17 protein-coding genes are annotated in these 24,715 nt (G+C 66.9%); 4 read left to right on the top strand and 13 right to left on the bottom strand.

Going from position 1 to position 24,715, the window contains the following annotated elements; all coding sequences use genetic code 11:
- Positions 1-1,230, top strand: coding sequence for an MFS transporter (locus ASC78_RS10360; protein WP_235505053.1), 1,230 nt, complete (start codon positions 1-3; stop codon positions 1,228-1,230).
- Here the strand turns inward: ASC78_RS10360 and ASC78_RS10355 are convergent.
- The 6 genes from ASC78_RS10355 to tssJ form a co-directional block, all read right to left on the bottom strand.
- A complete protein-coding gene (locus tag ASC78_RS10355) occupies positions 1,223-3,352 on the bottom strand; it encodes a serine/threonine protein kinase (protein ID WP_055800334.1) in 2,130 nt (709 codons plus the stop codon). The two genes, ASC78_RS10360 and ASC78_RS10355, sit on opposite strands and share 8 nt — an antisense overlap.
- Complete coding sequence (gene tagF, locus ASC78_RS10350) at positions 3,343-4,065, bottom strand: type VI secretion system-associated protein TagF (RefSeq protein ID WP_055800331.1); 723 nt, start codon at positions 4,063-4,065, stop codon at positions 3,343-3,345. The genes ASC78_RS10355 and tagF overlap by 10 nt, the downstream gene beginning before the upstream one ends.
- A gap of 1 nt (position 4,066) precedes the next feature.
- Positions 4,067-7,702 (bottom strand): type VI secretion system membrane subunit TssM, encoded by a 3,636-nt coding sequence (tssM, locus tag ASC78_RS10345; protein ID WP_055800327.1) that lies wholly within the window; start codon positions 7,700-7,702, stop codon positions 4,067-4,069.
- Positions 7,702-9,072: a DotU family type VI secretion system protein gene (locus ASC78_RS10340; RefSeq protein WP_055800324.1), complete on the bottom strand. Its 1,371-nt coding sequence runs from the start codon at positions 9,070-9,072 to the stop codon at positions 7,702-7,704. The genes tssM and ASC78_RS10340 overlap by 1 nt, the downstream gene beginning before the upstream one ends.
- Before the next feature lie 8 nt (positions 9,073-9,080).
- Positions 9,081-10,376 (bottom strand): type VI secretion system baseplate subunit TssK, encoded by a 1,296-nt coding sequence (tssK, locus tag ASC78_RS10335; RefSeq protein ID WP_235505084.1) that lies wholly within the window; start codon positions 10,374-10,376, stop codon positions 9,081-9,083.
- 246 nt (positions 10,377-10,622) lie between these two features.
- The gene (tssJ, locus tag ASC78_RS10330; protein ID WP_055800318.1) at positions 10,623-11,138 is read right to left on the bottom strand and encodes a type VI secretion system lipoprotein TssJ; all 516 of its coding nucleotides are present in this window, start codon (positions 11,136-11,138) and stop codon (positions 10,623-10,625) included.
- 224 nt (positions 11,139-11,362) lie between these two features.
- Here tssJ and ASC78_RS10325 point away from each other — a divergent pair, with 224 nt between their 5' ends.
- From ASC78_RS10325 to ASC78_RS10315, 3 genes are read left to right on the top strand one after another with little or no spacing between them, the layout of a single operon-like run.
- Positions 11,363-11,674 (top strand): TssQ family T6SS-associated lipoprotein, encoded by a 312-nt coding sequence (locus ASC78_RS10325; protein WP_235505052.1) that lies wholly within the window; start codon positions 11,363-11,365, stop codon positions 11,672-11,674.
- Between the two features lie 59 nt (positions 11,675-11,733).
- Positions 11,734-13,674 carry a type VI secretion system-associated FHA domain protein TagH gene (tagH, locus tag ASC78_RS10320; RefSeq protein WP_055800312.1) on the top strand — a complete coding sequence of 647 codons (1,941 nt, stop codon included), beginning with the start codon at positions 11,734-11,736 and terminating at the stop codon, positions 13,672-13,674.
- Positions 13,667-14,479 (top strand): PP2C family protein-serine/threonine phosphatase, encoded by an 813-nt coding sequence (locus ASC78_RS10315; RefSeq protein WP_055800310.1) that lies wholly within the window; start codon positions 13,667-13,669, stop codon positions 14,477-14,479. Before tagH ends, ASC78_RS10315 begins: the two co-directional genes overlap by 8 nt.
- Positions 14,480-14,531: 52 nt before the next feature.
- On the opposite strand, the gene ASC78_RS10310 is transcribed toward ASC78_RS10315, so the two are convergent.
- The 7 genes from ASC78_RS10310 to ASC78_RS10280 all read right to left on the bottom strand — a co-directional run.
- Positions 14,532-14,915, bottom strand: coding sequence for a DUF4150 domain-containing protein (locus ASC78_RS10310; RefSeq protein WP_055800307.1), 384 nt, complete (start codon positions 14,913-14,915; stop codon positions 14,532-14,534).
- A 37-nt stretch (positions 14,916-14,952) separates the two neighbouring features.
- Positions 14,953-15,666 (bottom strand): DUF3540 domain-containing protein, encoded by a 714-nt coding sequence (locus ASC78_RS10305; RefSeq protein ID WP_082517496.1) that lies wholly within the window; start codon positions 15,664-15,666, stop codon positions 14,953-14,955.
- Positions 15,663-16,790: a pentapeptide repeat-containing protein gene (locus tag ASC78_RS10300; protein WP_055800304.1), complete on the bottom strand. Its 1,128-nt coding sequence runs from the start codon at positions 16,788-16,790 to the stop codon at positions 15,663-15,665. The genes ASC78_RS10305 and ASC78_RS10300 overlap by 4 nt, the downstream gene beginning before the upstream one ends.
- The gene (locus tag ASC78_RS10295; RefSeq protein ID WP_055800301.1) at positions 16,787-19,462 is read right to left on the bottom strand and encodes a DUF2169 family type VI secretion system accessory protein; all 2,676 of its coding nucleotides are present in this window, start codon (positions 19,460-19,462) and stop codon (positions 16,787-16,789) included. The genes ASC78_RS10300 and ASC78_RS10295 overlap by 4 nt, the downstream gene beginning before the upstream one ends.
- The gene (locus ASC78_RS10290; protein WP_055800298.1) at positions 19,459-19,890 is read right to left on the bottom strand and encodes a hypothetical protein; all 432 of its coding nucleotides are present in this window, start codon (positions 19,888-19,890) and stop codon (positions 19,459-19,461) included. The genes ASC78_RS10295 and ASC78_RS10290 overlap by 4 nt, the downstream gene beginning before the upstream one ends.
- Before the next feature lie 28 nt (positions 19,891-19,918).
- Positions 19,919-22,249, bottom strand: a complete 2,331-nt coding sequence (locus ASC78_RS10285; protein WP_055800293.1) for a type VI secretion system Vgr family protein — start codon at positions 22,247-22,249, stop codon at positions 19,919-19,921.
- A gap of 713 nt (positions 22,250-22,962) precedes the next feature.
- On the bottom strand, positions 22,963-24,715 hold a 1,753-nt coding region (locus tag ASC78_RS10280), incomplete at both ends, for a type VI secretion system Vgr family protein (protein ID WP_235505051.1).

Here is a 24,715-nt window from a genome sequence, read left to right as displayed (position 1 = left end):
GTGAACGCACCCGCACCCACGCTCTACAACCGCCGCATGGTCGGCTGGCTGTCCGTCGGCCAGCTCATCACCTGGGGCAGCGTGTTCTACGGCTTTGCGCTGCTGATGGAGCCGGTCGAACGCGAGCTGGGGTTGAGCCGTGCGCAGTCGTCCCTGGCCTTCAGTCTCGCGTTGCTGGCCGAAGGCGCGCTGGCGTGGCCGGTCGGCCGCTGGATCGACCGCGGGCACGAGCGCGCGGTGATGGCGGGCGGTTCGCTGGTCATCGCGGCTGGGCTGTTGCTGCACAGCATGGTGCACAGCGCCCTTGGCTTCTACCTGGCCTGGACGCTGCTCGGGGCGGGGCTGGCGGCCACGCTCTACAACCCCGCGTTCTCCATCGTCACGCGGCGCTTCCCCAACGACTTTCGCCGCGCGATCATCACGCTGACTTTTCTCGGCGGGCTGGCCAGCACGGTGTTCATTCCGCTGGTGGCCTGGCTGGTCGCGCAGCTCGGCTGGCGGCACGCGCTCTGGGTGCTGGCGGCCATCCACCTGTTGGTCTGCGCGCCGCTGCATGCCCGCGTGCTGCGGAATGCCCCGCCTCCGGCGGCGCGGGCAGCACCCATCGGCAAGGCGGCCGACACCGCACCGGCCAGCCATTCCGCGAGCCACTACATGCGCAGCGCGCCTTTCCTGTTCGTAGGCGTTTTCACCGTGTTGCTGATGGCGGTCACGGCCGCGTTGCCGCCGCACATGGTGAGCCTGCTGCGGGGCGCCGGGCTTGCCGAGTCGTGGGCCATTGCCCTGCCCGCGAGCATCGGGCTGGTGCAGGTGCTGGGGCGGGCGCTGCTGTACTTTTTCGAGCACCATTTCGACCTGCATCTGGCGAACCGGCTGATTCCCTGCCTGATTCCGATCGGCCTGCTCGCGCTGCTTGCGGGCGCGGCCCACCCGGGCGCCGCGCTGCTGTTCGTGTTGTTCTACGGCATGGGCAACGGCATGCTCACGATCGTGAAGGGCACGGCCATCGCGCAGTACGTGAACCGCGAGCACGTGGCCACGCTGAACGGCGCGCTGGGGCTGCCGAGCGCCATCGCGCGCGCGTTGGCCCCGCTCATGCTCGGCCTGATGTGGCAACCGGACACCGGCTACACGCCTGGCCTCTGGGTGCTGCTGGCGGCCAGCCTGGTCGCGGTGCTGGCGCTGGTCGCAGCGCAGCGCTGGCCCCGGCCGCCAGGCACCGCTACTTGAACTCGTGGCTCACCACGGGCGACGAGCGGCTGTCCTGCACGGTCACGCGCTGCCGGAACACGTCGAGGTCGCCGTTGCGCACTTCGACGTTGTAGATGCCCGGCCGCAGCGACAGTGACTTGAGCGGCGGGCTCACGCCGCGCTCCGCGCCGTCGACATAGACCTGGCCCCACGGCCGTATGTTGAGTATCACGCGCCCCATGCCGGGCGGCGCCGCGGCGGGCGGCGTGGCGCCGGGGGCCACCACGGTGGGCACGGCATTTGCCGCCGTGGTGCCGGGTGGTGCCGCCGGCACGGCAGTGGAGAGCCGGTTCAGCTCGGCAAGCGCATTTCGGGCCTCGCGCGCGTGCGGGCCGCGGCGGTAGCGGCGCAGATAGGCCTCGTAGCCCTCTCGCGTGTTCTCGGCCTGGGCCAGGTTCCAGTCTTCGACCTCGCTGGTAGCAAGCGCGGCCTCCGGCGGCGTGCCGGGTGGAGCCGGTGTGCCCGGTGTGGGCGTCGTCGTCGCCGTGGACGAGGGGATTGCCCCGTTGGCCGGCGCGGCTGGTGCCGCCGGCGCAATGACCGGCACGTTGTCCAGCGGCGTCAACGAAGCGGCCGGCGCACTGGCTCCCGCAGCGGGAGGCGTGGCGCCGCCGGGGGCGGCGGCCACGTTGCCGCTTGCGGGTGCCGCACCGCCGTCGCCTGGCGGCACGGCGGCGGCAGGTGGCGCGTTCGCGGTCATCGGCCCCGAAGGTGGAGGCACCGGTGCCATTGCGGTCGAGGTCTCCTGCTTCCACGAACTCAGGTGAAGTCCGATCCAGCTTCCCACGGCCACCAGTGCGATCAGCAACACGCCGACCAGGCGCCACGGCGGGCGCGACGATGTTTTCTGGGCGGACAGCGACGCTGGCTGATGCTTCTTGGCCGCTGCCGATGGCGTGCGTGCCGGTGCGGCGACCTTGGGGGCAGGCGCTGGAGCCCGCTCGGCGGTCGATGCGGCGCGGGGTTCAGGCTTCGACCGGGGCTGGGCCTCGACCGACAAAGGCGGTGAGCCCTTGGCCTGTGCAACCCCGGCCAATGCGGCGGCTTGCGGCGCCGCAGCGGGCTTGGCAGGCGCTTGCTGCGGCTCAATCGCCAGGGCCGGCGCGGCCTTCGACGGCGGCGGAACAATGACGGTCGGCGCCGCGAGCCCGCTCACATAGGTGTCGCCAAGCTTGGCCAGGCCCAGCTCGGCCGCGAACGCCGCCACGGTTTGCGTGCGGTCCTTGCTATGCACCGCCAGCGTGTGGTCAACCGCGGCGCAGAAGCCCGGACTCAGGTCGCCGCGGCCGAGCGACGACAGCGGCACATAGGCGTCCTGCACGCTGCGCACCACGGCCGAGGGCGGCGGATGCCCGGTGACCGCGCGGTACAGCACGGCGCCCAGCGCATAGAGGTCGGTCCACGCGCCCTGCAGCAGCGTGTTGTCGTCGGCGTACTGCTCGATCGGCGAATAGCCCGACTTCACCATCACCGCCACTTCGTCGACGAGATCGGCAATCGACTTGCGCGCCGCGCCAAAGTCCAGCAGCACCGGCATGTCGTCCTGCTGGATGAAGATGTTGTCGGGCGCAATGTCGCGGTGAAAGCACTGGCTGCGGTGCAGCGTTTCCAGCGCGCCAAGCAGCGGGCCCAGCATGCCGAGCAGCCAGGCCTCGGAGATCTTCGACGGCTCTTCCTCGGCAAGGCGTCGCAGTGTGCGGCCGCGATAGAGCTGGATCGCCATGTAGGCGGTGGAGTTCGCCTCCCAGAAGCGATGCACCCGCACCAGCGCCGGATGGCTGAACTGCGCGAGCGTGCGCGCCTCGTTGATGAAGCTGCGCAGGCCCGCTTGGAAGGTGGCCGTGACACGGTCGGAACGCACGTGCACGCTGTCGTCGCCCACGCGGCGCGCGAGCATCGACGGCATGTATTCCTTGATGGCCACCTCGCGTTGCAGCGAATGGTCGTAGGCGCGGTAGACGATGCCGAAGCCACCCTCGCCGATCACCTCGAGCAGTTCGAACTCGTCCAGCCGATGGCCTGCCGCCAGCGGATTGGGCCGCTCCTGCGGCTCGTCGGGCAGCACACTGCTGCTGGTATTGCTGGTGCTATTCATGCCCATGGCACATGCCCCTGTGAAAACAACTTGGAGAACAACGGCGTGTTGAGGCCACCGCCATGGGCGGCGGTGCGCAGGGGCGAACCGTCCGCCTGGTTGGTCCACCAGTAGCTGGTGCTCCCGAAGGCATCGAAGCACAGCGGAAGCTCCGGCCAGCCAAGGCGCTGCTGCGCAGCCGCGCCAGCACCGCCGGCCGCCGGCCCGAGGATCGAAAGGATGTCGTCCGAGCCGCCGCTCGCGGTCTGGAAGCCGCCGTGGGCCGCGGCCAGCACCTGATGGTCGAACTGGTCGGGCGCAACGCTGTGGCGAATCGCTTGCAGCAATGCTGTGCCGCACTGCCAGTACCACGCGGCGGAGCCTTCCAGCATGGAAGGCCGGTAGCCCGATGCCGACACCTGCAACGTCACGCACACTGGGTAGTAGCGCCCCACGCGGTCGCAGCTGGGCGCAATGCAGCCGAACTGCACCGCGTCCACGCCCTGCGTTGCGGGAATCGCAAAGTTCCAGACCGGCGCGACGACGTAGTGCCGCGTCATGGCGTCGGGCCAGCGCTTGAAGGCGCCCAGGCCGTTCTGCATCCAGCGGTCCCACCAGGCCTGGAGCTCGCGCGGCATGCGGCGGTAGAGAAAGTCGCCGGCTGCAGGCAGCTTGCCGTACCAGCCGATCTGCTCGTCGGCCGGCACCCACACGCGGGGCAAAGGAATGCCGCTGTTCATGTCAGGACTTCCCGGGGCATGAAAAGCCGTTCATCTGGGACAGGCGCAGCGGGTTGTAGACGCTGTTCGCCGTCACCGCCAGCACCACCTTCTTGCCCTGAAAGTCGAAAGTGGCGTTGAACGATTCGGGCGAGTTGCCCGCCGATACCGAGGCCTTGTCGAACAGCCGGTGCAGCGCCCACGGCCCTTCCGTCACGATACCGCCGGCCGGCGTGCCGTTGGCGGTGGTCACCTGCAGCCGCACCTGGTTGCTGTTGCGCGGGCCGGGCCACTTGACGGTGCTGGGCGCCTGCGGGCCGTGCGCATAGCGCACCGTCTGGCCGTCGATGTCGAGCGTGAACTGGCTGATGGCCGCATCCATGTCCTCGGGCCGGATGTCGATGCTGAACGAGGGCGTGCGCCCGCCCGCCATGCCCATGAAGAACACGTCGCGTATCGCCTGCGCTTTCTGGAACGAATCGAGGTACGCAGAGCGCCCCGGCGAGCTGCCGTCCACGCCCTTCTTGAAAGCCCACGGATTGACGGCGGTGTCGACCTGGGAGGCGAGGTTCTTCTGGAAGAAGTCGTCCATCATGCCGCCCGGCGCAAAGAGCTGCGCAAAGTCGCCGGCGGCCACGTCGCGGTTCGACCCGCGGGAGAACGGATAGCGCCCCGCAATCGCCTGGCTGCAGAACTGCCCGATGGTGGCGGCCGCGCTCTGCCCGATGTTCTGCCGCGTCACCGCCGCGGCCTTGGACGACGCGGTGGCCGAAAGGTCGTTCAGCATGCCCTGGAACGGCACCGGCAGGCGCCCCGCTTCGGCCTGCACCTTGGTCACCGCATCGCTCGAAGGCGGGATGTTGCCGCTGCGCAAAGCCGTGTCGGTGGCCGTGAGAAAGGTGTAGAGCTCGTTGATGAGCGCGGCCGTCGCATCGATGGGCGCTTGGCCGCCGGCCTTGGGCGCCGTCACCATGCGGCGCAAGGGTGCAAAGTGGTTGTCCACCAGCGACTCGGGCCTGTCGAGCGCGGTGTTGCGGCGTTGGCTGCCGTCGGGCTGGCCGATGAGCTGCTCGATGCGTTCGCGCGTGCTGGCCACGCGGTTCTGCGCCTGGTCGAGCAGGCTGCGCGCGGCCTCGTCGTGGTTGCGCAGCAGGTCGGTCTCGCGCGCGGCGCCGCGAATGAGGCGCGACATCGGCGACTCCGAGGTCGAGAGCACGCGCGTCATCTGGATGCTCTGCAGCAGCGAGCGGCTGTCGGCCAGGCGCACGTCGGCCAGGTACTCGTCCCAGACGCGGATGTAGTCGGTGAGATAGAGCCGCCGCACTTCGCGCAGGAGCAGCTCGCGCGACGTGATGTCGGTGATGCCCGGCGCGCGGATCTGCAGCACCCAGCGGTCTTCCTGTTCGAGCGCGAGCGTGGTCTCCGCCATGCGCTTGTCGAAGATGTCCCAGTAGCCGCGGTAGGTGAACAGCGTCGGGATGCCGTCGGTCAATGGCTTGCCGCTCGCGCGCTTGATGACCAGCGCCGACTCGGCCCCCGCCGACTCCGCAATGCTGAAGGCGTTGGGCGGGCTGGTCTGCAGCAGGATGCGCCGCAGCCGCGCATAGGAGCGCTGCGCCAGCGGCACGCCGGCCAGCCGGCCGCGCGTCTCGGTCACGAGCCGGTCGTCCTTGGCGAACGGCGAGGTCACCACGCGCCCCGCGAACAGCGCCTGCAGGTGCGTCTCGAGATTGGCACGCTGCTCGCGCGTGAGTGAGGCGCCGATCTTGCGGTCCACGTCGGTGAGCAGCCAGGCCTGCAGAAAGTCGGCGTCGTAGCGCTCCGCGTCGTACAACATGAGGTAGGCCTTGAGAGCCTCGTAGCTGTATTCGGCATCGGTCTTCGATGCTTCGCGCAGCGCCTGCTCCACGCGCTGTGCCGCCTGCGGCAGCAGCACGCTCTCGAGCGCGCGCTGGTAGACGCCATCGGTCGCGGCCTGGAGCTTCTCGCCCTGGTAGAGCCCGAAGCGGTAGCCGACGGGCGGGTCGCCGATGTCGAACTGGCTCGACTTGGGCAGGTCGCGCAGGCGGTCGAGCACCGGTAGGGAGGTCGCGATGTCGCTGTTCGAATCGACCACGGTCGGCAGCTCGCCGCGCGCCGCGGCCTTGTTGAAGGCCTTTGCGTTGTTGTCGACCTCGGCCACGTAGTCGCGGTTGTTGCGCCAGCTGTTGATGCCGGCCCCCAGCAGCACCACCAGCAACAAACCGATGAGGCTGTAGCCCGCCAGGTCGATGGCCCGCTTGCGCCGGTACCAGCGCAGGTTGGTGCCGGCCACGCCCGCGTCGCGGAAGATCACCTGCTGCAGCAGCTCCTTCAGGAAGTAGCTCTTGCCCGGACCCGGCGGCGGCGCGGGCGGCGCGTTGACCTGCAGGTAGCGCTTGATGGCGCCCATCACGCGGTCGAAGGCCGTGCCCTCCTGTGTTCCGCTGGTGAAGTACACGCCGCGGAGCATGGGTGCGACTTCGAACTTCGACGGGTTGAACACGTCGGCCAGGAAGGTGCCGAGGATGTCCTCGAAGCTCGCGAACTGCTGCGGCAGCAGGTAGGCCTGCGCGCGCCGCATCTGGTCGGGCTCGGCCGCCAGCAGCTCGGGCAGGCGCTCGTCCAGACGCTGGTGCAGCAGCTTGTATTCCTGGTGGAAGCGCTCGCGCAGGTCGGCCTTGGCCGGGTCCGCCGGATTGGCGTCGATCGGAAAGGTGAAGCCCCAAACCTGCGAGCGCTCGGCGCGGCCCAGCGAGCCGAAGTACTCGTTGAAACCGGCCAGCAAGTCGGTCTTGGTGACCAGCACGTACACCGGAAAGTTGATGCCCAGGCCGTTGCGCAGTTCGAGCAGCCGCTTGCGCAGCGCCATGGCGTGGCGCGCGCGCTGCGCGTCGTCGGCCAACGGCAGGTCGGCAATGCTGATCGTGAGGATCGCGCCGTTGATCGGCTGGCGCGGGCGGAATTTCTTCAGCAGGTCGAGAAAACCCTTCCACTCGCTTTCGTCGGTTTCGCGGTTGCTCTCGTGCGTGGTGTAGCGCCCGGCGGTGTCGATCAGCACCGCCTCGTTGGTAAACCACCAGTCGCAGTTGCGCGTGCCGCCGATGCCGCGCACCGCGGCCTTGCCGAGCTGGTCGGCCAGCGGAAAGTCGAGGTCGGAGTTGACCAGCGCCGTGGTCTTGCCCGAGCCCGGCGCGCCGATGAAGATGTACCAGGGCAGCTGGTACAGGTACTGCCGGTCGAACACCGCGAAGCGGCCTGCGGCCTTGCCTTCGGCACCCGAGCCGAAGCGCATGTTCTTCAGGATGGCGGTGGCGTCGGTGAAGCCGCTTTGCAGCTCCTTGATCTCGGGTGCGTCTTCGGGCTTGGCGGCCTTCTCTTTGGCGGACGGCGTGCGCAGCTGGTTGAGCAACTGCGCATTGAGGCGCCGCTCGCGCCACTTGCGGTAGAGCACCCGCGCGATCCAGATCGTGAACATCAGCGCGATGACCACGATGCGGACGAACTCGCTTTCGAACGGCCGGTAGCGGCCCACCGCGATGACGGGACCGATGACCCAGATCAGGAACGCGACGGCCAAGAGGCCGAGAAAGACCCACAGGTCGCGGCTCACGAGAAAACGGAAAATCGCGCGCAGCATCAGCGGGCTCCTCCTTGCGGCACTGCGGCTGCGGCGCCCGCCACCGGTGCCACCAGCAGCGTCACTTCGACACGCCGGTTGCGCGCACGGTTGGCCGGCGAATCGTTGGGCGCCAGAGGGTCAGCATCGCCGCGGCCTTCGGCGCGCAGGCGCTCGGGCCGGGTGACGCGCGTGGCGATCATTTTCTTGACCGCATCGGCGCGCGCCTGTGAGAGCTGCCAGTTGGATGGAAAACGCACGCTGCGAATCGGCTGGTCGTCGCTGAAGCCGCTGACCAGCACGTTGCCTTCCACGGAGTTGAGCGCATCGGCCACGCGCGCGAGCACGGGCGCATAGCGGTCGAGCACGCGGTCCGATCCCGATGCGAACAGGCCATCGCCGCGCAGCACCACCACGCTGCGGTCGGCTTCGTCGCGCACCGTCAACAGGCCGTCGCGGATCTCGGGTTCGAGAAAGCGCTGCAGCCGAGGTTGGGGCGCAGGCTGCACCACGGCGCGCGCGGTCTGCGGCAGGCGCACTGCATTCACGGCCGCGAACGCACCATCCGAGCGGCCGGCCAGGCTGAACGTGAGCACGCCGAAGACCAGCACCAGCAGCACCGCCGCCACCGCGCCCACGGCCCACAGCGGCAGCCAGTTGCGCGTGCGGCGCACCGGCGCGCTCGCGTCCTGCCAATGCGGAGAGAGCGGCACGGCAATTTCTCCACGCGCCTGGCGGATGATCTGCAGCAGCCGCTGCTTGAGCGTCTCGAGCTGCGTGCGGCCGTTGTCGATGACGCGAAAGCGCCCTTCGAAACCCATCGCCAGGCAGAAATAGATGAGCTCGATGAGCTGCAGGTGTTGCTGCGGGTTCTGCACCAGGCGCGACAGCAGCTGGAAGAATTTCTCGCCGCCCCAGGTCTCGTTGTGGAACATCACGAGCAGGCTCTGCGACGACCAGATGCTGCCGCCCCAGGGCGTGAGCGCGGCGGCCTCATCGACGGCGGTGCACAGGCAGTAGCGCGCGCCGATGATCACTTCGGGTGCAATGCCGCTTTGCTGCGCGCGCGTTTCGAAGCGCCTCACCTCGTCGACCAGGTGCTCGCGCAATTGCGCGGGCGCGTCGTGGTGGCCCGTGGCGCGGATCTGCGGAATCAGGTCGAGCAGCGGATTGGCTGCGGCCACGAGCGGGTTGTTGCCCGCCAGCGCCGTGTCGCCCGCATGCGGACGGCGTGCGTCGTGCCATGCGGTGAATGACTGGGGTTGCTGGCCGGGGCCCCGCGCCGCCTGGGGCGTGCCCGCGTGGTCACTGTTGGCGCTGTTGCCGCCGCCGCCCGGATTCGGCGGCACGAAGCCTCCCGGACCGACAGCCATGTCGTTGACACCGTTCATAGGGTCCCTCACGGGCGAATTGCCCAGAACTCCATGGCCAGCCCCGGGAAGTCGCCGGCCAGGTGCATTGCAACGCCGCCCGATTTTTCGAGCTGGCGCCACATGTCGCCGCTCTTGTCGAGCTCGAAGTAGTGGTAGCCCGCGTTGTAGGGAATCTGCCGCGGCGCCACGGGCAGCGGCCGCACCGTCACGCCGGGCAATTGCAGTTGCACCAAGTCGCGGATGCGCTCGACGGAGCCGATCTTGACCTGCGTCGGAAAGCGCTGCTGGATCGCGTCGGCGGGAAGGTCGGCATGCACCGCGAGCACGAAGCCCGCATTGCGCACCAGCACAGGGTCGGGCATGCGTCCCACGCGCACGCCGTGGCTGCGCTCCTCGAGCTCGATGGCGATGGCGCTCTGCTCGAGCACCGCCGACAGCGAGCGCCGCAGCTCTTCCATCAGCGGCCGGATGCTCTCGTTGAGGTTGTCGTGGTCGTACACCGGCCATACCACGGGCCGCCGCGTGGGCGAGGTGTGGGTGGCCAGATGGCAGGCGAGCTTGAGCCAATCAACGAACAGTTCTTCGGGGTGCACCTGCACCGCCTGCTGCGCATGCCAGGTGGTCGCGAGATAGCGGTTCACCAGTTCGAGCAGAAGAAAGTCGGAGACCTCGCTCACGCCGCCGCGCCCGGGCTGAGAGAGGCGCGAGGCCAGTGCTTCCGAGCGCTGCGTGAGCAGGCCGTGCAGCTCGGCGATCATGCTGCGCAGCATGGCGTGCGCCGACGCATCGAGCACCGGCGGAATGTAGTTGGCGTCGATCACCAGCTTGTGGTCGGTGCGGCGCTCGATCACGCGCACCGCGCCAATCGCCTGCCACTCCGCCGTGAGCGACGACGCGCGCGCAAGGCGCAGGCGCGGCCTGGCCAGCTGCAGCACCGCGGGGCCGAGCGCCACCGCGTTGCCATCGGCCACCTCGCGCTCGATCACGCCGAAACGCGCGGCCGAGCCTTCGTCGTCCGAGAAGATGACCTCTTCGCTGCCGGTGCGGCGCAGCGGCAGCGCGAGCACGATGAGCTCGTCGGTCAGGTCGCCTGGCACTTCATAGGGCGGCGGTGCATCTTCGGCGCCGAACGAGAACGGCGTGCCGTCGGGCAGCACGCCCGCGCCGCCCAGCAGCGACACGCGGCCAAGCGCATAGGCATCGCGGTCGATGTCCAGGTGAAGCCATCCCCAGTAGGCGCCTTGCAGGCCGGCGGTGCGGCGCGTGACGTACTGCTCGACATAGCGCTCCAGCTGCTGGAAGTGCTGGGGCCGCAGGTACATGCCCTCGGACCACACCACGCGATTCGCCAACGCCTGCGGATGGACGCCCTGCCTGACGGCGCCCGGATTGCGAACTGTCACCAAAGAACCTCCTGGGGCGTGCCCACACTGAAGCGGCGAGATGCGTCTTTCGACGTCTCCCGAATGATCGATTTTTTTCTCTTGATGCTACACGGCGCTTCTTACGTTTTGCACCGAATTTCTTGCGCGACTACTCGCACTTAAGCACTACTGAAAGTATGGAAGTTAACGAGTTGGTAGTAACTCGATGCCTGTCTTCCGAATGGCGATGCGCACGCCTTGTTCGCTCGGCGAAAACTGCCACACCTTGTACAGGTTGGTTTGCTTCGGTTCCTTGAGCGGCAGCACGATGCGCCAGCGCGAGGCCTCGAGCTTGCGGTATCCGGCAATGATGCCGATGGCACGCGAATCGAGCCCCGCCTCGCGCTTGAAGACGCGCTCTTCGCCGCTGCGCATGATGGCCTGGTCAGCGTTGACGAGCTCCGTCGACAGCGTTTCTCGGTCGCGGTCCTGTAGTGCAAAGTAGTCAGCCGTCTCGAAGTTGCCGGAAGATTTCAATTCGAAGACCTTGACGAGAATCGGCGCCGGCTGGCCACGCCCGTCGGGGTTGACACCATCGTCGATGCGAATGGTCACGGCATAAGGTGTGGGCAATGACTTCGCTGTCGATGCGCATCCACCGAGGACACCCAACAACGGTGCGGTTGCAAGTGCGCCTTGAAGCAAGGTTCGTCGATGCATGAGATCTTCTCCAAAGGTTCGCGGCCTATATTATCGAAGTCGTGCGCACGAACCGCGACGCATCGTGTGCCTGTCGCAATGACAGCGGCACACTGTCTCAAGCATTGCCTTTTGCGAGGTAGGAGAGAAGATTGAAGTCATGTCTGCCTGCTTTGGCGTTCACGTTATTCTGGGTGGCTGGTTGCACGACCACGCCCCCGCCCGAGCCGCCGCAACCCGAACGATTGAGCCAGCAAGTGGCGCGCACCACGCTCGAACGCGCGCAGCAGGCATATGACGAAGGCGATTACGCCAAGGCCATCACCACGCTCAAGAGCGGCGGCGTCTCGGTGTTCGACGCGGCCGAGCCCGCCACGCGGCTCGACGCCATGAAGCTCGAGGCCTTCAGCTACTGCGTGGCCAACCAGGTGCCCGAATGCCGCGCGCAATTTCGCAAGCTTCTTGATGCGTTTCCCAACTTCGACCTGAGCGTTGCCGAGCGCAAGCACCCGGTCTGGGGCCCCGCCTTCGAAGCAGCCAAGCGAATGAAGCGTTGAGTGCCGCAGGCGATGGCCGCGGCTCGACATGAACAGACAGAGAGAGTGAGGGAATTGCCATGCGTTGGACGGTGATCGAACATGCCGGCAGGCCGTTGGCCTCGGGGCCCTCGGCTTTTCTCGCGGCGCCCGGCGGAACGATCGGCCGAAGCCCCGACAACCACCTAGTGCTGCCCGACGAGCAGCGCCAGATCTCGCGGCTGCAAGCCACCGTTCGCTTTGACGACAAGGGTGTGGCGGTACTGCGCAACATGAGCGCAGTGCTGCCGATCGGCGTCAACGGGCGCACGCTGCAGCATGAGCAGGAATCGCCGGTGGCCGATGGCGACCGCGTGACCATCGGGAGCTATGTGCTGGAAGCAGCTAGCGGGCATCGCGCCGCAGCCGCTGCGCCGATGCCGGCCGCGGCACCACCGCCCATCGCACCCGTGCGCGATGTTCCCGTACCCGCGAATGCGATGGCACCAACGTCCATGGACACGTTGCTGCCGGCCGCGCCTGTGTCCGATGTGTTCTCCGATCTCTTCGGCGCTGGCGCGCTGCCCATCGGCGAGGCACAGCCCGCCACCGTGGCCATGCCGCCGCCAGCATCGGAACCGCCGCAAGTGGCGATGCCTGTGTTGGCTCCGCCGCCAGCACCGGCGGTGGCACCGGTGCCATCGCCATCGCCATCGCCATCGCCATCGCCCGCCAGTGTCCGTCCGGTGGCTTCGCAGATTCCCTCCGCCGCCGATTGGGACGCCATCCTCGCCAACGCACCGCGCCGCGAACAGAGTGCGACCGAGCCCATGCCCGACCCGATGGCGCACGAGCCCTTCGAGCTGCCATCGCAGGCGCGCAGGAATCCGGTCGATCCGCTGGCCGAGATGAACGCGCAGGCGGCCAATGACATGTCCGACGTGGCGCTCGCGCGTGGCGTGGACCCGCTGTCGTTCTTTGCCGCCGACAGCAACGCGCCTTCGCCACTTTCCGATCCGCGCCCCACCGCGCTGACCCACGAAGACCCGCTCGGCAACGTGCACCCCGCCCTCGACCTGCTCGCCAAGCCGGCCGTGCCACAAGGGCCCAGCCATGCGAACCATGCGCGCGAAATGTCGACGCAGTTCAGGCCGCCGACCCCTGTGGCCATCGATCCGCCGCCGGCTGTGGCGAAGCCGGTGAAGGCAAAGGTGTCCGCGCCGCCCGAACCGCCGCCACCACCACCACCACCACCAGCATCGGCGCCTGTCGAATCCGTGAGCCCTCCCGCCTTGGCGCCGGCCACGGCCGTTCGCATGGAGACCGCGCCGCCTGCGAAGGCCACGGCGCCGGAACCGACCGCACCGCAACCCAAGCCTGCCGCGCCCCCGCCGCTTGCCGCCGTGGCGCCATCTGCATCGCCATCATCGAACGCCTCGCCGGACGAACTCTTCAAGGCTTTTCTCGAAGGCGCAGGCGTGCCCGACGTGGCCGGTCAGCAGCCGCTGGACGCCGAGGCCATGCGCCGCCTCGGCCGGCTCATGCGCGCCTTCACCGACGGCACCATCGAACTGCTCTCGTCGCGCGCCATGCTCAAGCGCGAAGTGCGCGCCGAGATCACGATGATCGTCGACGAGGAAAACAACCCGTTCAAGATTCTTCCCAACGGCCGCGCCGTGCTGATGCAGATGTTCGGCGCGCGCATGCCGGGCTTCCTGTCGCCCGAAGCCGCCGTGCACGACGCGCTCGGCGACCTGCAGTCGCATCAACTCGGCATGGTGGCCGGCATGCGCGCGGCGCTGCTCACGGTGCTGAAGCGCTTCGATCCCACGGCGCTGAACACCGCCACGCCGCACGACGGCGGACTGGGCGAGAAGCTGCTGCCCGGCGGCCGCGAGGCGCGTTTGTGGCGCCAGCTGCAGAAGCTGCATGCCGAGACCACCGCGGCCGTCGAGGACGACTTCCAAGCCGTCTTCGGCCGGGCCTTCCAGCAGGCCTACGACAAGGAGATGGAACGCTTGAAGGAGGCACGCCGTGCTTGAAACCACCCGTGCATTCGCGGTTCCCATTTCGACTTCGCAGTTCTCCTGCGTGGGTGAGCGCAGCGGCAACCAGGATGCCATCGGCTATCACCTGGACGAATACAACGCCTGCTTCGTCGTGAGCGACGGCGTCGGCGGCAACGCTGGCGGCGAGCTGGCCGCGCGCATCGCGGTCGATACCGCGCTCAACACCTTCGTCGACAACCCCTCGGTGGCGCAACACGACATCCAGCAGGCCGTGAAGGCCGCCAACGACGCCATCCTTGCCAAGCAGCGGGAGCTCGCCGACCAGAGCCGGATGAGCGCGACCATCGTCTCGCTGTTCGTGGACCGCACGAGCGGCCAAGCCTCGTGGGCCCATGTGGGCGACAGCCGCCTTTACTGGTTCCGCCGCGGCGCGCTGATGCAGCGCACCGAAGACCACAGCCTGTCGGAGCGCTCGGGCGAAGCCGCGCTGGGCAACGGCGCCAACGGAGGCGAGCGGCTGGTGAAGACCAACCTGCTGTACCGCGCACTGGGTGCAAGGGCCACTGCGGAGACCACCGTGTCGACGCCGCAGCGGCTCGCCGACGGCGATGCGTTCCTGCTGTGCACCGACGGGTTGTGGCAGCTCATCTCGCAGCAGGTGATGGAGCGATCGCTGCAGCTGGCCGACAGTGCGGAAGAGTGGCTCGCGCTGCTGCGCCGCGCGGCCGAAGCCAAGGCCGACGAGTCGCGCGACAACTACTCGGCGCTGGCCGTGTGGGTGGGGTTTCCGCAGCAGGTGACGCTGGCGGGGACGGCGCAGCCCGCCGCCAGGCCCTGAGCGACGGGCATTCGCCGCGCCCGTCCGCATCGAGCCGGACGGACTCAGCCTTTCACGCGCAGAGATCGACGCACTTGGTTTGCGGCGGCGTCAGCAGAGCCCCGGGGGAATTGCCGCCGTTCTGCTGCGTAAGGCTGGTGAGGCGCGTCGCCGGCGAACCCTTGATCAGGAAGGTGTTGGACGCCGTGATTTTCTTGGAGTAGCCCATCACCCTGGGCCTGCGCACGCCCAAGCCGATGCCGGCGCTGTCGCCGAAGGTCAGCGGGATCTTGGTCTTCTTGTTGTGCGCAGGCATGCACATCCACAGGATGTTGGTGACGTTGGGAATGGCCATGAAACCCAGCCCCAAGTCCACGTGAGGGAACGGGATCGCGGGCGTCTTGCAGACGTCCGGGAACCCGACATCGAGGCTGGGCCCCTGGCAGGCAAAAAACATTTCGGCATCTCCTTCGTTGAAGTTTCGGGGTTCTGGTTCACCCCATGTGGATCTGCTTGGCGTCCGCCTTGATCAGGTCCTTGGCGGTCACCACCGTATTGCGTCCATGCACGCGCGCGGTCTCGCTCGCCTTGTAGTCGATCTGTCCCGCCTGCAGTTGCTCCAGGCCCTCCGTCATGCGGAAGGCCGATTTGCTCAGGTGGATCAGTCGGTCCACGATGGCCTCATAAACGCGCCCGACGATCCGGATGTTCAGTACCGTGGCGCGCGCCTCCTCGCCCTGGTAGCTCATCCGTCCGACCTGGCAGTCGGCGGATTGCGCACCAATGCGCAACTGTGCGGTGCGCATGTCCACGACTTTGTCGCCGCGCAACTGGAGTTCGGTGGTGCTGTGCAGCCGGACCGCGCCGTGTTCGGAGGCCAGCGTCAGATCGCCCGCGACGTCGATGCGTGCCATGCGCGCGTCGGCTTGCTCGGCCACGGCCGTCAAATAGAGGCGTTGCTCGTCGGGGCCGCTGACCAGCACGGTGTCGCCGATCTCGGGCCGCAGCAGGCAACTGGCGGCGCGCAGGCAACGCAGCGTGCGTCCATCGCCCTGCACGCTGTGGATGCCGCCCGGAAGGATGGCGGTGACCGTGCCCAGCGCGTTCACCGCGCCTGATCCGGGCGCATGTCTCGCTGCAACGGCTACGCTCGGGCGCTGCGCGTTCGCCGCGGCGGTGCCTTGCGGTGCATGAGAGTCAGTCATCATGTGGAGTCTTTCGGGGCGATCGGGTTTGGAAAATGCTCGGCCGAAGCCTTCTTCCTGGGGGGATCGCGATGCGCCGGACGCCGGGCCGAGACCTCCTCGGCATCGAAGAGTGCCTGGTCCTTGAGCAGCAGGCCGCCGCGGTCGGAGAAATGCGTGCCCTCGAGCAGCGCGCGATGGATTCTGGTGCGCAGCAAGGTAGCGTCGCGGAACTGCGCATCGCTCAGATCGGCGTAGGAGAAGTCCGCATAGGCCAGCTGCGATGACGAGAAGTCGGTGCCTTTACAGTGCGCGCGGTGGAAGACGCACTGCTCGAGGATGGCGCCCGACAGGTCCGCGCCCGCTAGCCGTGCATCGGCCCAGACGCTCTGCATGCAATTGCCGCCGTTGAAGGCCACGCCCTCGAGCCTCGCCTCGACGAACACGCACTGGGGCGCGGTCACGCGCCGCAGCGAGGCGCCTTCGAACCGGGCGCCCTTGAAGTTGCACTGGGCCAGCGTCGCGGCCTCGAAATCGCAACCTGACAAATTCGCGTCGGTGAACTGGCAGCCTTCGAATTCCTGCCCCCGGAACACCAGCCCCGACAGATCCGATTCGATGAAGATCGTGTGGACGAACCGGGCGCGGTCGAACACCGCGGTGCGCAGGTCCGCCTGGTAGAAGGTCGTCTTGTGCATCAGGGTGTCGGCGAAGCAGGTCCCCTCGAGCCGGGTGTCGTGGAACACCATCATCTCCGACACCAGTCCGCTGAACGAGGCCCGGCTCAGGTCGCAGCTCGTGAAGCTTAACAAACCCGCCTCCCCCTCGTCAAAGCGCGCGTCGGACAGCGACACTGCGTGAAAGGCCGCGTTGTCCAGCGTCGCGCCCGTCATGCGCACGCCCGAGGCATTGCCGCGGTGAAAGGTCGAGTGGCTGGCATCGGCCTGGTCAAGCGTGGCGCCCGCAAGACGGCAGCCGTCGAACTGGCTGCCGTTGATCTGCGCGCCGGTCAGGTCGGCGCCCGACAGATTGGTGTTGATGAAGAGGCCGCCCGAAAGATCGAGTCCGCGCAAATCCATGCCCTGCAGGTCCGCATCGATGATCTCCTGGCCTTGCTTGATCGTGGCCTCCAACTGCTTGGGCGTCATTGCACGACCTTCTGCACTTGCTCTTTCTCCCTGCGCCGGGGCGTGGTGATCACCTGCAGGGTGTAGGCCTCGTCGAAGCGCGTCGTGTCGTCGATCAGGCACTGAGACAAGTCGGCCATGAACAGGTTGGCGCGATGAAAGTCCGCCGCCACCAGGATCGCCTTCTGCAGGTCGGCATCGATGAGGTTGGCATCGATCAGCGAGGCGCCCGTGAGATCGGTGCGCACGAACATGGCGCCGCTCGCATCCGCGCCCGCGAGCATGGCGCCGCGCATCGAGGCATCCGAAAAGTCGGTGTTGTCCAGGCGGGCATCGCGGAAATCGGCGCCATCGATGTTGATCTCGCGCAGGTTGCAGTCGATCAGCACAGCGCCCTGGAAGTTGGCGCCGCTCAGATGGCTTTCGTCCACGAAGCAAGTGCTGAGCACACTAGCATCCGAAAAGTCGACTTGGTTGCTGCAGTCGGTCTCGGTCCAGTCACAGGTGTCGAGATGGGCACCCGAAAACGCCAAGTCGGCAACCTTGCATTCGATCCACGCCACCTTATGCAGATGGGCATCGGTGAAGCGCAGCCCGCTCAGCATGCTGCCCTCGTCGAAGGTCACCACCGATAATCGGGCTCGCTCGAAACTGCACCCGGTCAGCGTGGCCTCCGGGAGATCGAGCTCCGCCATCTCGGCCTGCGTGAAGTCGCAGCTCTCGGCGGCGAAACCCGCGAGCACGGTCTCGTTGAAGGACGCACCGGTGAAGTCGGCGCGGCTGCACCGGGCCAGCGCGAAATTGCAAAGCGCCAGGTTGACGCCGCGCAGGGATGTTCCCTCTAGGCGCGCGCGCGTGAGCACGGCATCCTGCATGTCGCCGTTGTCGAGCACGCTGCCGCTCAAATCGGCGCTCTCCAGCAACGCGCGATGCCAGCGCGCGTTGCGCAAATCCATGTTCGACAGGTCTGCGCCGGTCAGGTCGAGATCGGAAAAGTCCCGTGTGCCGGCGAGAATGCGCTCGACGTCGGCGCGCGCGCGCTGCGCCTGCTCGGGCGTCATCGCATCGGCCGCGTCCTGCATGTGGGCGGTGCGACGGTAGCTCTCCAGCAGAGTGGCCCGAGAGGTCTCAATCAGTTTGCGCATCTGCTCCACCTGCTGCGCGGACGGTGCATAGCCGCCACCTTCCGTACGGCGGAGCATGGATTCGATCCTGGCCCAATCCTCGGCCTTCGGGGGCCCCTTCTTTTGCAGTTCCTCGGCGCGCTCCACCAGCTTGGAGGTGTCGAAGCCGGCCTGGCGCGAATGCACGGCATTAGCCTGCGCCGCCTCGCCGATCGCCCTGCGCCCTTCCTCGAGCTTCTGGCGCTGCTCCTCGATCATGTCCTTGCCCTTCTGGATATAGGCAGGCAGCTCACGCAGCGAGGTCGGCAACTTCTCCATGGGCGAGTCGGGCAGCGGATCGTCAGCAGGGCCGAAGCCGGCCGCCCGGAGTTCGCCTCTTGCCTTCTCACGCTCCAGCGCCGCGCGCACCTTCATGTTCCGGCGCAATGGAGAGTCCTCGAACTGCGCGTCGACCTCCGGCCACGGGCCGATGATGGACTCGGGCATCAGCAGTTCGTCGAACATGCCGTAGAGCGCGCGGTCCTCGGACTCACAGCGCAGCGATAGCAGGTCGCGCCAGGCAGCCAGGTCCCGCGGCGGTTGCGCCGCATCCTCCATCGCGATCATCGCGTGGGTGATATCGGCGGCATCGTCCTGTCCGACCGGAATGACGCCGTGATAGATCAGGCTCATGCGTTCAAGATGGGGAAAGAACCAAGCCGTGCTCAGGCGCATCGGCACGTCGTCGAGCGTTCCCTCGGCAAGCGTCAGGCTGTTGATAGGGCCGCGCACGACGATGCAGCGCGCGCGCCAGTCCGGCACCTTGCCGCGCAGGACGGGGTGGTCGGGATGCATGTTCCAGATCTCGAAGTCGGCGCCCGCGATATCGCCGTCCTCGGGCGCCAGCCACTGGTCTTCGGGTGCCGCGTTGAAGTAGTGCCAGTCCATGTCCTTGGCGAATCCAGGAAACAGGTGCTGCTGCCAGTGTTCGTCGTACTGCCGGCCCAGCCGGTTCGCGCGCGAGGGCCGCTGGAGGTCCACGGGGCCGAAGCCCGCGGGCACCGTGGCTTGATCAGGCCGATGCACCCGCCCGGCGGGATGCTCGACGTTGGGCAGAAGGCGAACGTCCAGGCCGTTGACTTGCTCCTTGCCGTGCCCGATGCCGATGGAATTCTCCGCAAAGGCGGGGCCGCCGTAGGCGTGGCGCCAGTCGATACGCAGCGAATCAAAGGCCTGGGGGGGGCTCGCGCGGCCGTCGTTCCAGAAGCGGTTGCCGAAAACCAGCAGGTCCTTGCGCTTCGGCCCGAGGCGCACGCTCACGGCGCACTGCGTCTTATCGTCCTGATGGGCGGTGTACGCCTGGCCGCTGACGAGGAACTCCGGCCTCGCCTTGGGCATCGCGAGGTCGAACGGCGCTTCGCCGCCGAGCTCTTCACCGAAGGTCTGCCAGCAATGCGGCTCGGGAATGAGCCGGGCGTCGCGGCCCAGCGTGTCGGTCATGGCGATGACGGTCACCGCCAGCCAGTGGCGCTGGTCGTTGGTGAACGGGCGAGTGAGCATCGCCAGCCGCAAGGGTTTGATGATCTTCATAGGGTCACAAAGGCTACCTGGGCCCGTTCGCGATCGATGGCGATCCGCTCGGGATCGTCGTCCGTGTACACGATCGCCACCTTCTTGCCGATGCTGAAATTGGCGAGCAGTTCCTCGTCGATGAAGGTCTTCACGCTGGCCTCGTGCGTCACGCCAGCCTCGTCGCGGTATCGCACACGCAACTCCGCCGCCGCCATGCTCGGCGAGCCGTTTCTCCAGACCACGAGTCGATTGCTCGGCCGAGCCAGCACCAGGATGTCGGCCTCGGCGCGCAGGCCCTGGACCTTGAGTTGCTCCCAGACCTTCTCTTCCTTCGCATGAAGAGACTCCGTCGACAAAGCGCTGCGCGCGAGCATTGAAGTCACGAGGATGACGGAGCCCATCACGACAACACCCACGATCGGGCCGACGATGTCGAGCCAACCCATTAGGGGCTCCTTTCGGCGGAGGCCCGCTTCAAGCCTCAATCTCCGCGCCGGTGGTTGTCTTGCGCTTCATACCGGTCCGTAACGCGACGGCCGCCGCTTTCACCTTGGTCCATGGCACGTCGCTCTTCTTCTGCGACTGGATCCAGTTGAGCCCCGAGATGTTTACGAACGCGCCGACTTGAAGCAGTGTGTTCCAGTGTGCGAGCTGGATCTTGTTGCCGAACCTTTCAAGGCTGTTTCCCACAAGCATCATCTGGTGGAGATAGCCTTCTCTCACGACATGGCGGAGCCAGCATTGGTCATCGGAATTCACAGTTTGGTCTGGCGTGTTGACGACAGTGACGGTGGCATTGAGCTTGAAGTTGGTCGTATTGACGGAGTAGTTCGTGCTGACGTTGAGCATGCTGGGCGCGTAGACGAACTTTGGTCCCAGCACGGTCTTCAGCTTCGGTCCCTGCACCAGGGTGATGTCGACTGCATTGATGATTTCCACCCGGCCGCTGCCGGTGATGCGGATATCCGCGCCGCTGACGAGGCGCAGCACGGTGCCGTTGATGGTCACGATTACACCGCCGTTGTCGGTCTCGACGATGCCGCCGTCAACCAAGCGCGTCTCCCCCCCCGAGATCGTCTCGGTCGCGCCGCCGGAGATCATGCGCGTCTCCCCATCCGTCACTGTCTCGGTCGCGCCACCGGTCACCGTGCGCTCCTCGCCGCCGTCGATCGTCTCTACCGCCCCGCTGGTGATGTGCCGCTCCTCGCCCGCTTCGAAGGTCGACGACTCGTGCCCCTTGATCAGCGTCGTGCGTGTCTTGTTCGTGGTATGCGTTTCGTCGCCCTCCACCTCCACGTCCAAGTTGCGCTCCGCATGCAGCAGCACTCGCTCGGCGCCCATCGCGTCCTCGAAGAGGATCGCATTGGCATTGGCAACCGCGCCGCCCTTGCTCGATCGCGAGACGATGCCGCTCTTGGTTGCCTCGCCCGGCAGGTCGAACGGTGGCATCTGGTCCGCGTTGTAGACGCGGCCGACGACGATGGGGCGATCGATGTGCCCACCGATGAAGTCGACCACCACTTCCTGGCCGATGCGCGGCAGGTGGACGGTGCCGAAGCCCTCGCCGGCCCAGGCTTGCGAAACCCGCACCCAGCTCGAACTGTTTTCGTTTCCGAGGCCTGCGCGGTCCCAGTGGAACTGAAGCTTGACGCGCCCGTACTGGTCAGTCCAGATTTCTTCGCCCTCGGGGCCCACCACGGTCGCAGTCTGCGGGCCACTGGTACGGGGCATGGGCGTCTGGCGCGGCGCGCGGAACGGGTTGGTGGCCGGCTGCGCGACAAAGCCGAATCCGTAGCTGCCCGGCGCGCTGCCGGTGGCGTAACCGCCCTCCCGCAGCGCATACGACACCGAGATGATCAGGTATTCGCCGTTGTCATCACCGCGCGGTGCATTGCGCAGCGTGAATGTGCGCCCGGGCGCCATGCCACGCACCGTCGCATGGCCGTTGCTGCGCTGCGCGAGCGATTGCGCCTCCTCCAGCCGCACGCGCGCATAGTGCTCTGCCTGCCCGCTGTCGGTGTGCTCGCCCAGCCACTCGTACATGTCGTAGCCGGCGTTGTCGTGCGAATGAGGCTGGCTGCGTATGCTGCTCAGGTCGCCCTTGGGTGTGGTGAAGTTGAAGTCGTCCACCGTGTAGCTGCCGGTGCGCACTTCTTCGGTCATCTGCCAGTCGTCGATGACCTCCATGTCTTCGGTGATCGGCCGATCGGCCGCGAAGTAGTCGATGGTCTCGTAGCCGGGCATCGCCTCGTGCGCGCCGATGTCGTCGGCCAGCACCAGGGTGTGCTGGTTCTTCTCGTGCTTGAAATAGTAGTAGATGCCCTCGAGCTCCATCAGCCGGCTGACGAAGGCGAAGTCGCTCTCGTTGTACTGCACGCAGTATTCCCAGCACCGGTACGTGCCGCTGAGCTTCTTCTCGAAGGCAAAGCCGTAGTCGCCGAACACCTCTTCGAGGATCTCGACCACCGACTTGCTCTGGAAGATCCTGTTGTCGCTCGAGCGGGTGAGGTACCACAGCCACGGGCGCACGGTGGCCCGGTACACGGTGTGGCGCGAGGTGCCGCCTTCGCGCCCCACCATCGAGAAGCGCACCACCTGCCCGTCGAGGAAGCGCGGTTCGCCTGTCGTCCGCAATTCCAGCGTCAGCGCTTTGCCAAGCACCGACTGGGCATCGATCGAAGGCCGCGGACTCAGCAGATCGACCTCGAACTCGAACAGCCGCGAAAGACCTTCGCTGCCATGCATCGAGCGGAACATGAGCTGATCTCCGCCCAGCGGCGAATGGACTTTCACGACGCGTTCCATCGACGGTCTCCTTCCGGTTCGTTGCTCTGCATGCCTTGCCTGGTGTGACGCCTCATGACTTCCGGGTCTTGAAGTAATTGGTGCAGTACATCAGCGTGCCCATGACGCTCACCGCACCGGTCTCGACCTTCTTCGGCGCATAGACGAGTTTGAAGGGCGCATCAAGGAAGAAGTAGGTCGCCCAGTTCAGGAACCAGCGAGTGTTGAACTGCATGTTGTTGCCGGAGAACTGCAGCTTGAATCCGTAGAAGTCGGTGGCCACGCCTACAACCTTCAGCCGGTGATAGGTCAGCATCTTGAGAAAACCGATCAGCCAATTCTGGTTGGCCGCATTGAGCGTCTTCTTGGGCGTGTTGAAGATGCCGATCTCGGCATTGAGCGTGTAGTTGGTCGTCTTGATCGTGTAGTCGGTGGTGCTGTTGACGATGGTAGGCGCGTAGACCAGCTTCGGGCCCGCGACGATGGTGAGGTCGGGACCCACCACCACCTTGAGGTCGATCGCGTTGATGATCTCGATGCGCCCGGCGCCGGTGATCCGGATGTCCGCGCCGGTCACGAGCCGGATGGTATTGCCGTTGACCGTGAGCACGATCCCGCCGTTGACCGTTTCGACGATGCCACCGTTCACCGTGCGCGTCTCGCCGCCCGTGATTGTCTCGGTCGCTCCGCCCGTGATCGTGCGCGTCTCGCCGTCCGTCACCGTCTCGGTCACNGATGCCACCGTTCACCGTGCGCGTCTCGCCGCCCGTGATTGTCTCGGTCGCTCCGCCCGTGATCGTGCGCGTCTCGCCGTCCGTCACCGTCTCGGTCACACCGCCCGTCACCGTGCGCTCCTCGCCGCCGTCGATGGTCTCTTCCGCACCGCCCGTGATGTGCCGCTCCTCGCCCGACTCGTAGGTSGCCGACTCRTGMCCCTTGATCAGCGTCGTGCGCGTCTTSTSRGTSGTGTGCGTCTCGTCGCCYTCCACCTCCACGTCCAGGTTGCGCTCCGCATGCAGCAGGATCTGCTCCGCGCCCATCTTGTCCTCGAACACGAAGGCGTTCGCGTTCGCGCCCGAGCCGCCCTTGCTCGAGCGCGTCACGATGCCGCTCTTGGTGGCCTCCCCAGGCAGCGCGAACGGCGGCATCTGRTCCGCGTTGTACACGCGCCCCACGATCACCGGCCGGTCGGCACGCCCGCCGATGAAGTCCACCACCACCTCCTGCCCGATGCGCGGCGTGAACACGCCCCCGAAGCGCTCTCCGGCCCAGATGTGCGACACGCGCACGAAGCGCGAGCTGTTCTCGTTGCGCTGGCCGTAGCGGTCCCAGTGGAACTGCACCTTCACCCGACCGTACTCGTCGGTCCAGATCTCCTCGCCCTCGGGACCCACCACGGTCGCCGTCTGCGGACCGCTGGTGCGCGGCACAGGCGTCTGCCTCGGGGCCCTGAACGCCAGCGAGGTGGGCTGCACCACGAAGTCGAAGTTGTACTCGCCGCTGGTCGCCCCGCTCGCGTAGCCGCCTTCGCGCAGTGCGTACGACACCGCCACCGCGAGGTACTCCTGGTTGTCGTCCGAACGCGGCGAGTTGCGCATGGTGAACTTGTAGCCCGGCGCCATGCCGCGCACGGTCGCCTGGCCGTTGCTGCGCTGCGCGAGCGCCTGCGACTCTTCGAGCCGAACGCGCGCGTAGTGCTCGCCATCGCCGGCAGCGGGGTAGTCGCCCAGCCACTCGTAGATCTCGTAGTCGGCGTTGTCGTGCGACCTGGGCTGGCTGCGCACGTTCACGAGATCGCCCTTGGGCGTGGTGAAGTTGAAGTCGTCCACCGTGTAGCGGCCCGAGCGCACTTCCTCGCTGGGCTGCCAGTCGCGGATGACTTCCAGGTCTTCGCTGATGTCGCGGTCTGCCGCGAAGTAGTCGATGGTCTCATAGCCGGGCATCGGCTCGTGCGCGCCGATGTCGTCGGCCAACACCAGGGTGTGCTGGTTCTTCTCGTGCTTGAAGTAGTAATAGATGCCTTCGAGCTCCATCAGCCGGCTGACGAAGGCGAAGTCGCTCTCGTTGTACTGCACGCAGTACTCCCACTGCCGGTAGCTGCCGCTCAACTTCTTCTCGAACGCAAAGCCGTAGTCGCCGAACACCTCTTCCAGGATCTCCACCACCGACTTGTCCTGGAAGATCTTGTTGTCGCTCGAGCGCGTCAAGTACCACAGCCATGGCCGAACGCTCGCCCGGTACACGGTGTGGCGCGAGGTGCCGCCTTCGCGGCCCACCATCGAGAAGCGCACCACCTGCCCGTTCAAGAAGCGCGGCTCGCCCGCTACCGCCGTTTGGATCTCCAGCGTCAAGGGCTTGCCCAGCACCGACTTCAGGTCAATCGCCGCGCTCGGGCTCAGCAGGTCGACCTCGAACTCGAACAGCTGCGACAGTCCCTCAGTGCCCGCCATCGAGCGGAACCGAAGCTGATCTTCACCCAGTGGCGTA

The organism is Variovorax sp. Root318D1 (assembly GCF_001424835.1).
Taxonomy (GTDB): Bacteria; Pseudomonadota; Gammaproteobacteria; order Burkholderiales; family Burkholderiaceae_C; genus Variovorax.
This window is presented reverse-complemented; position numbering and strand designations above follow the sequence as displayed.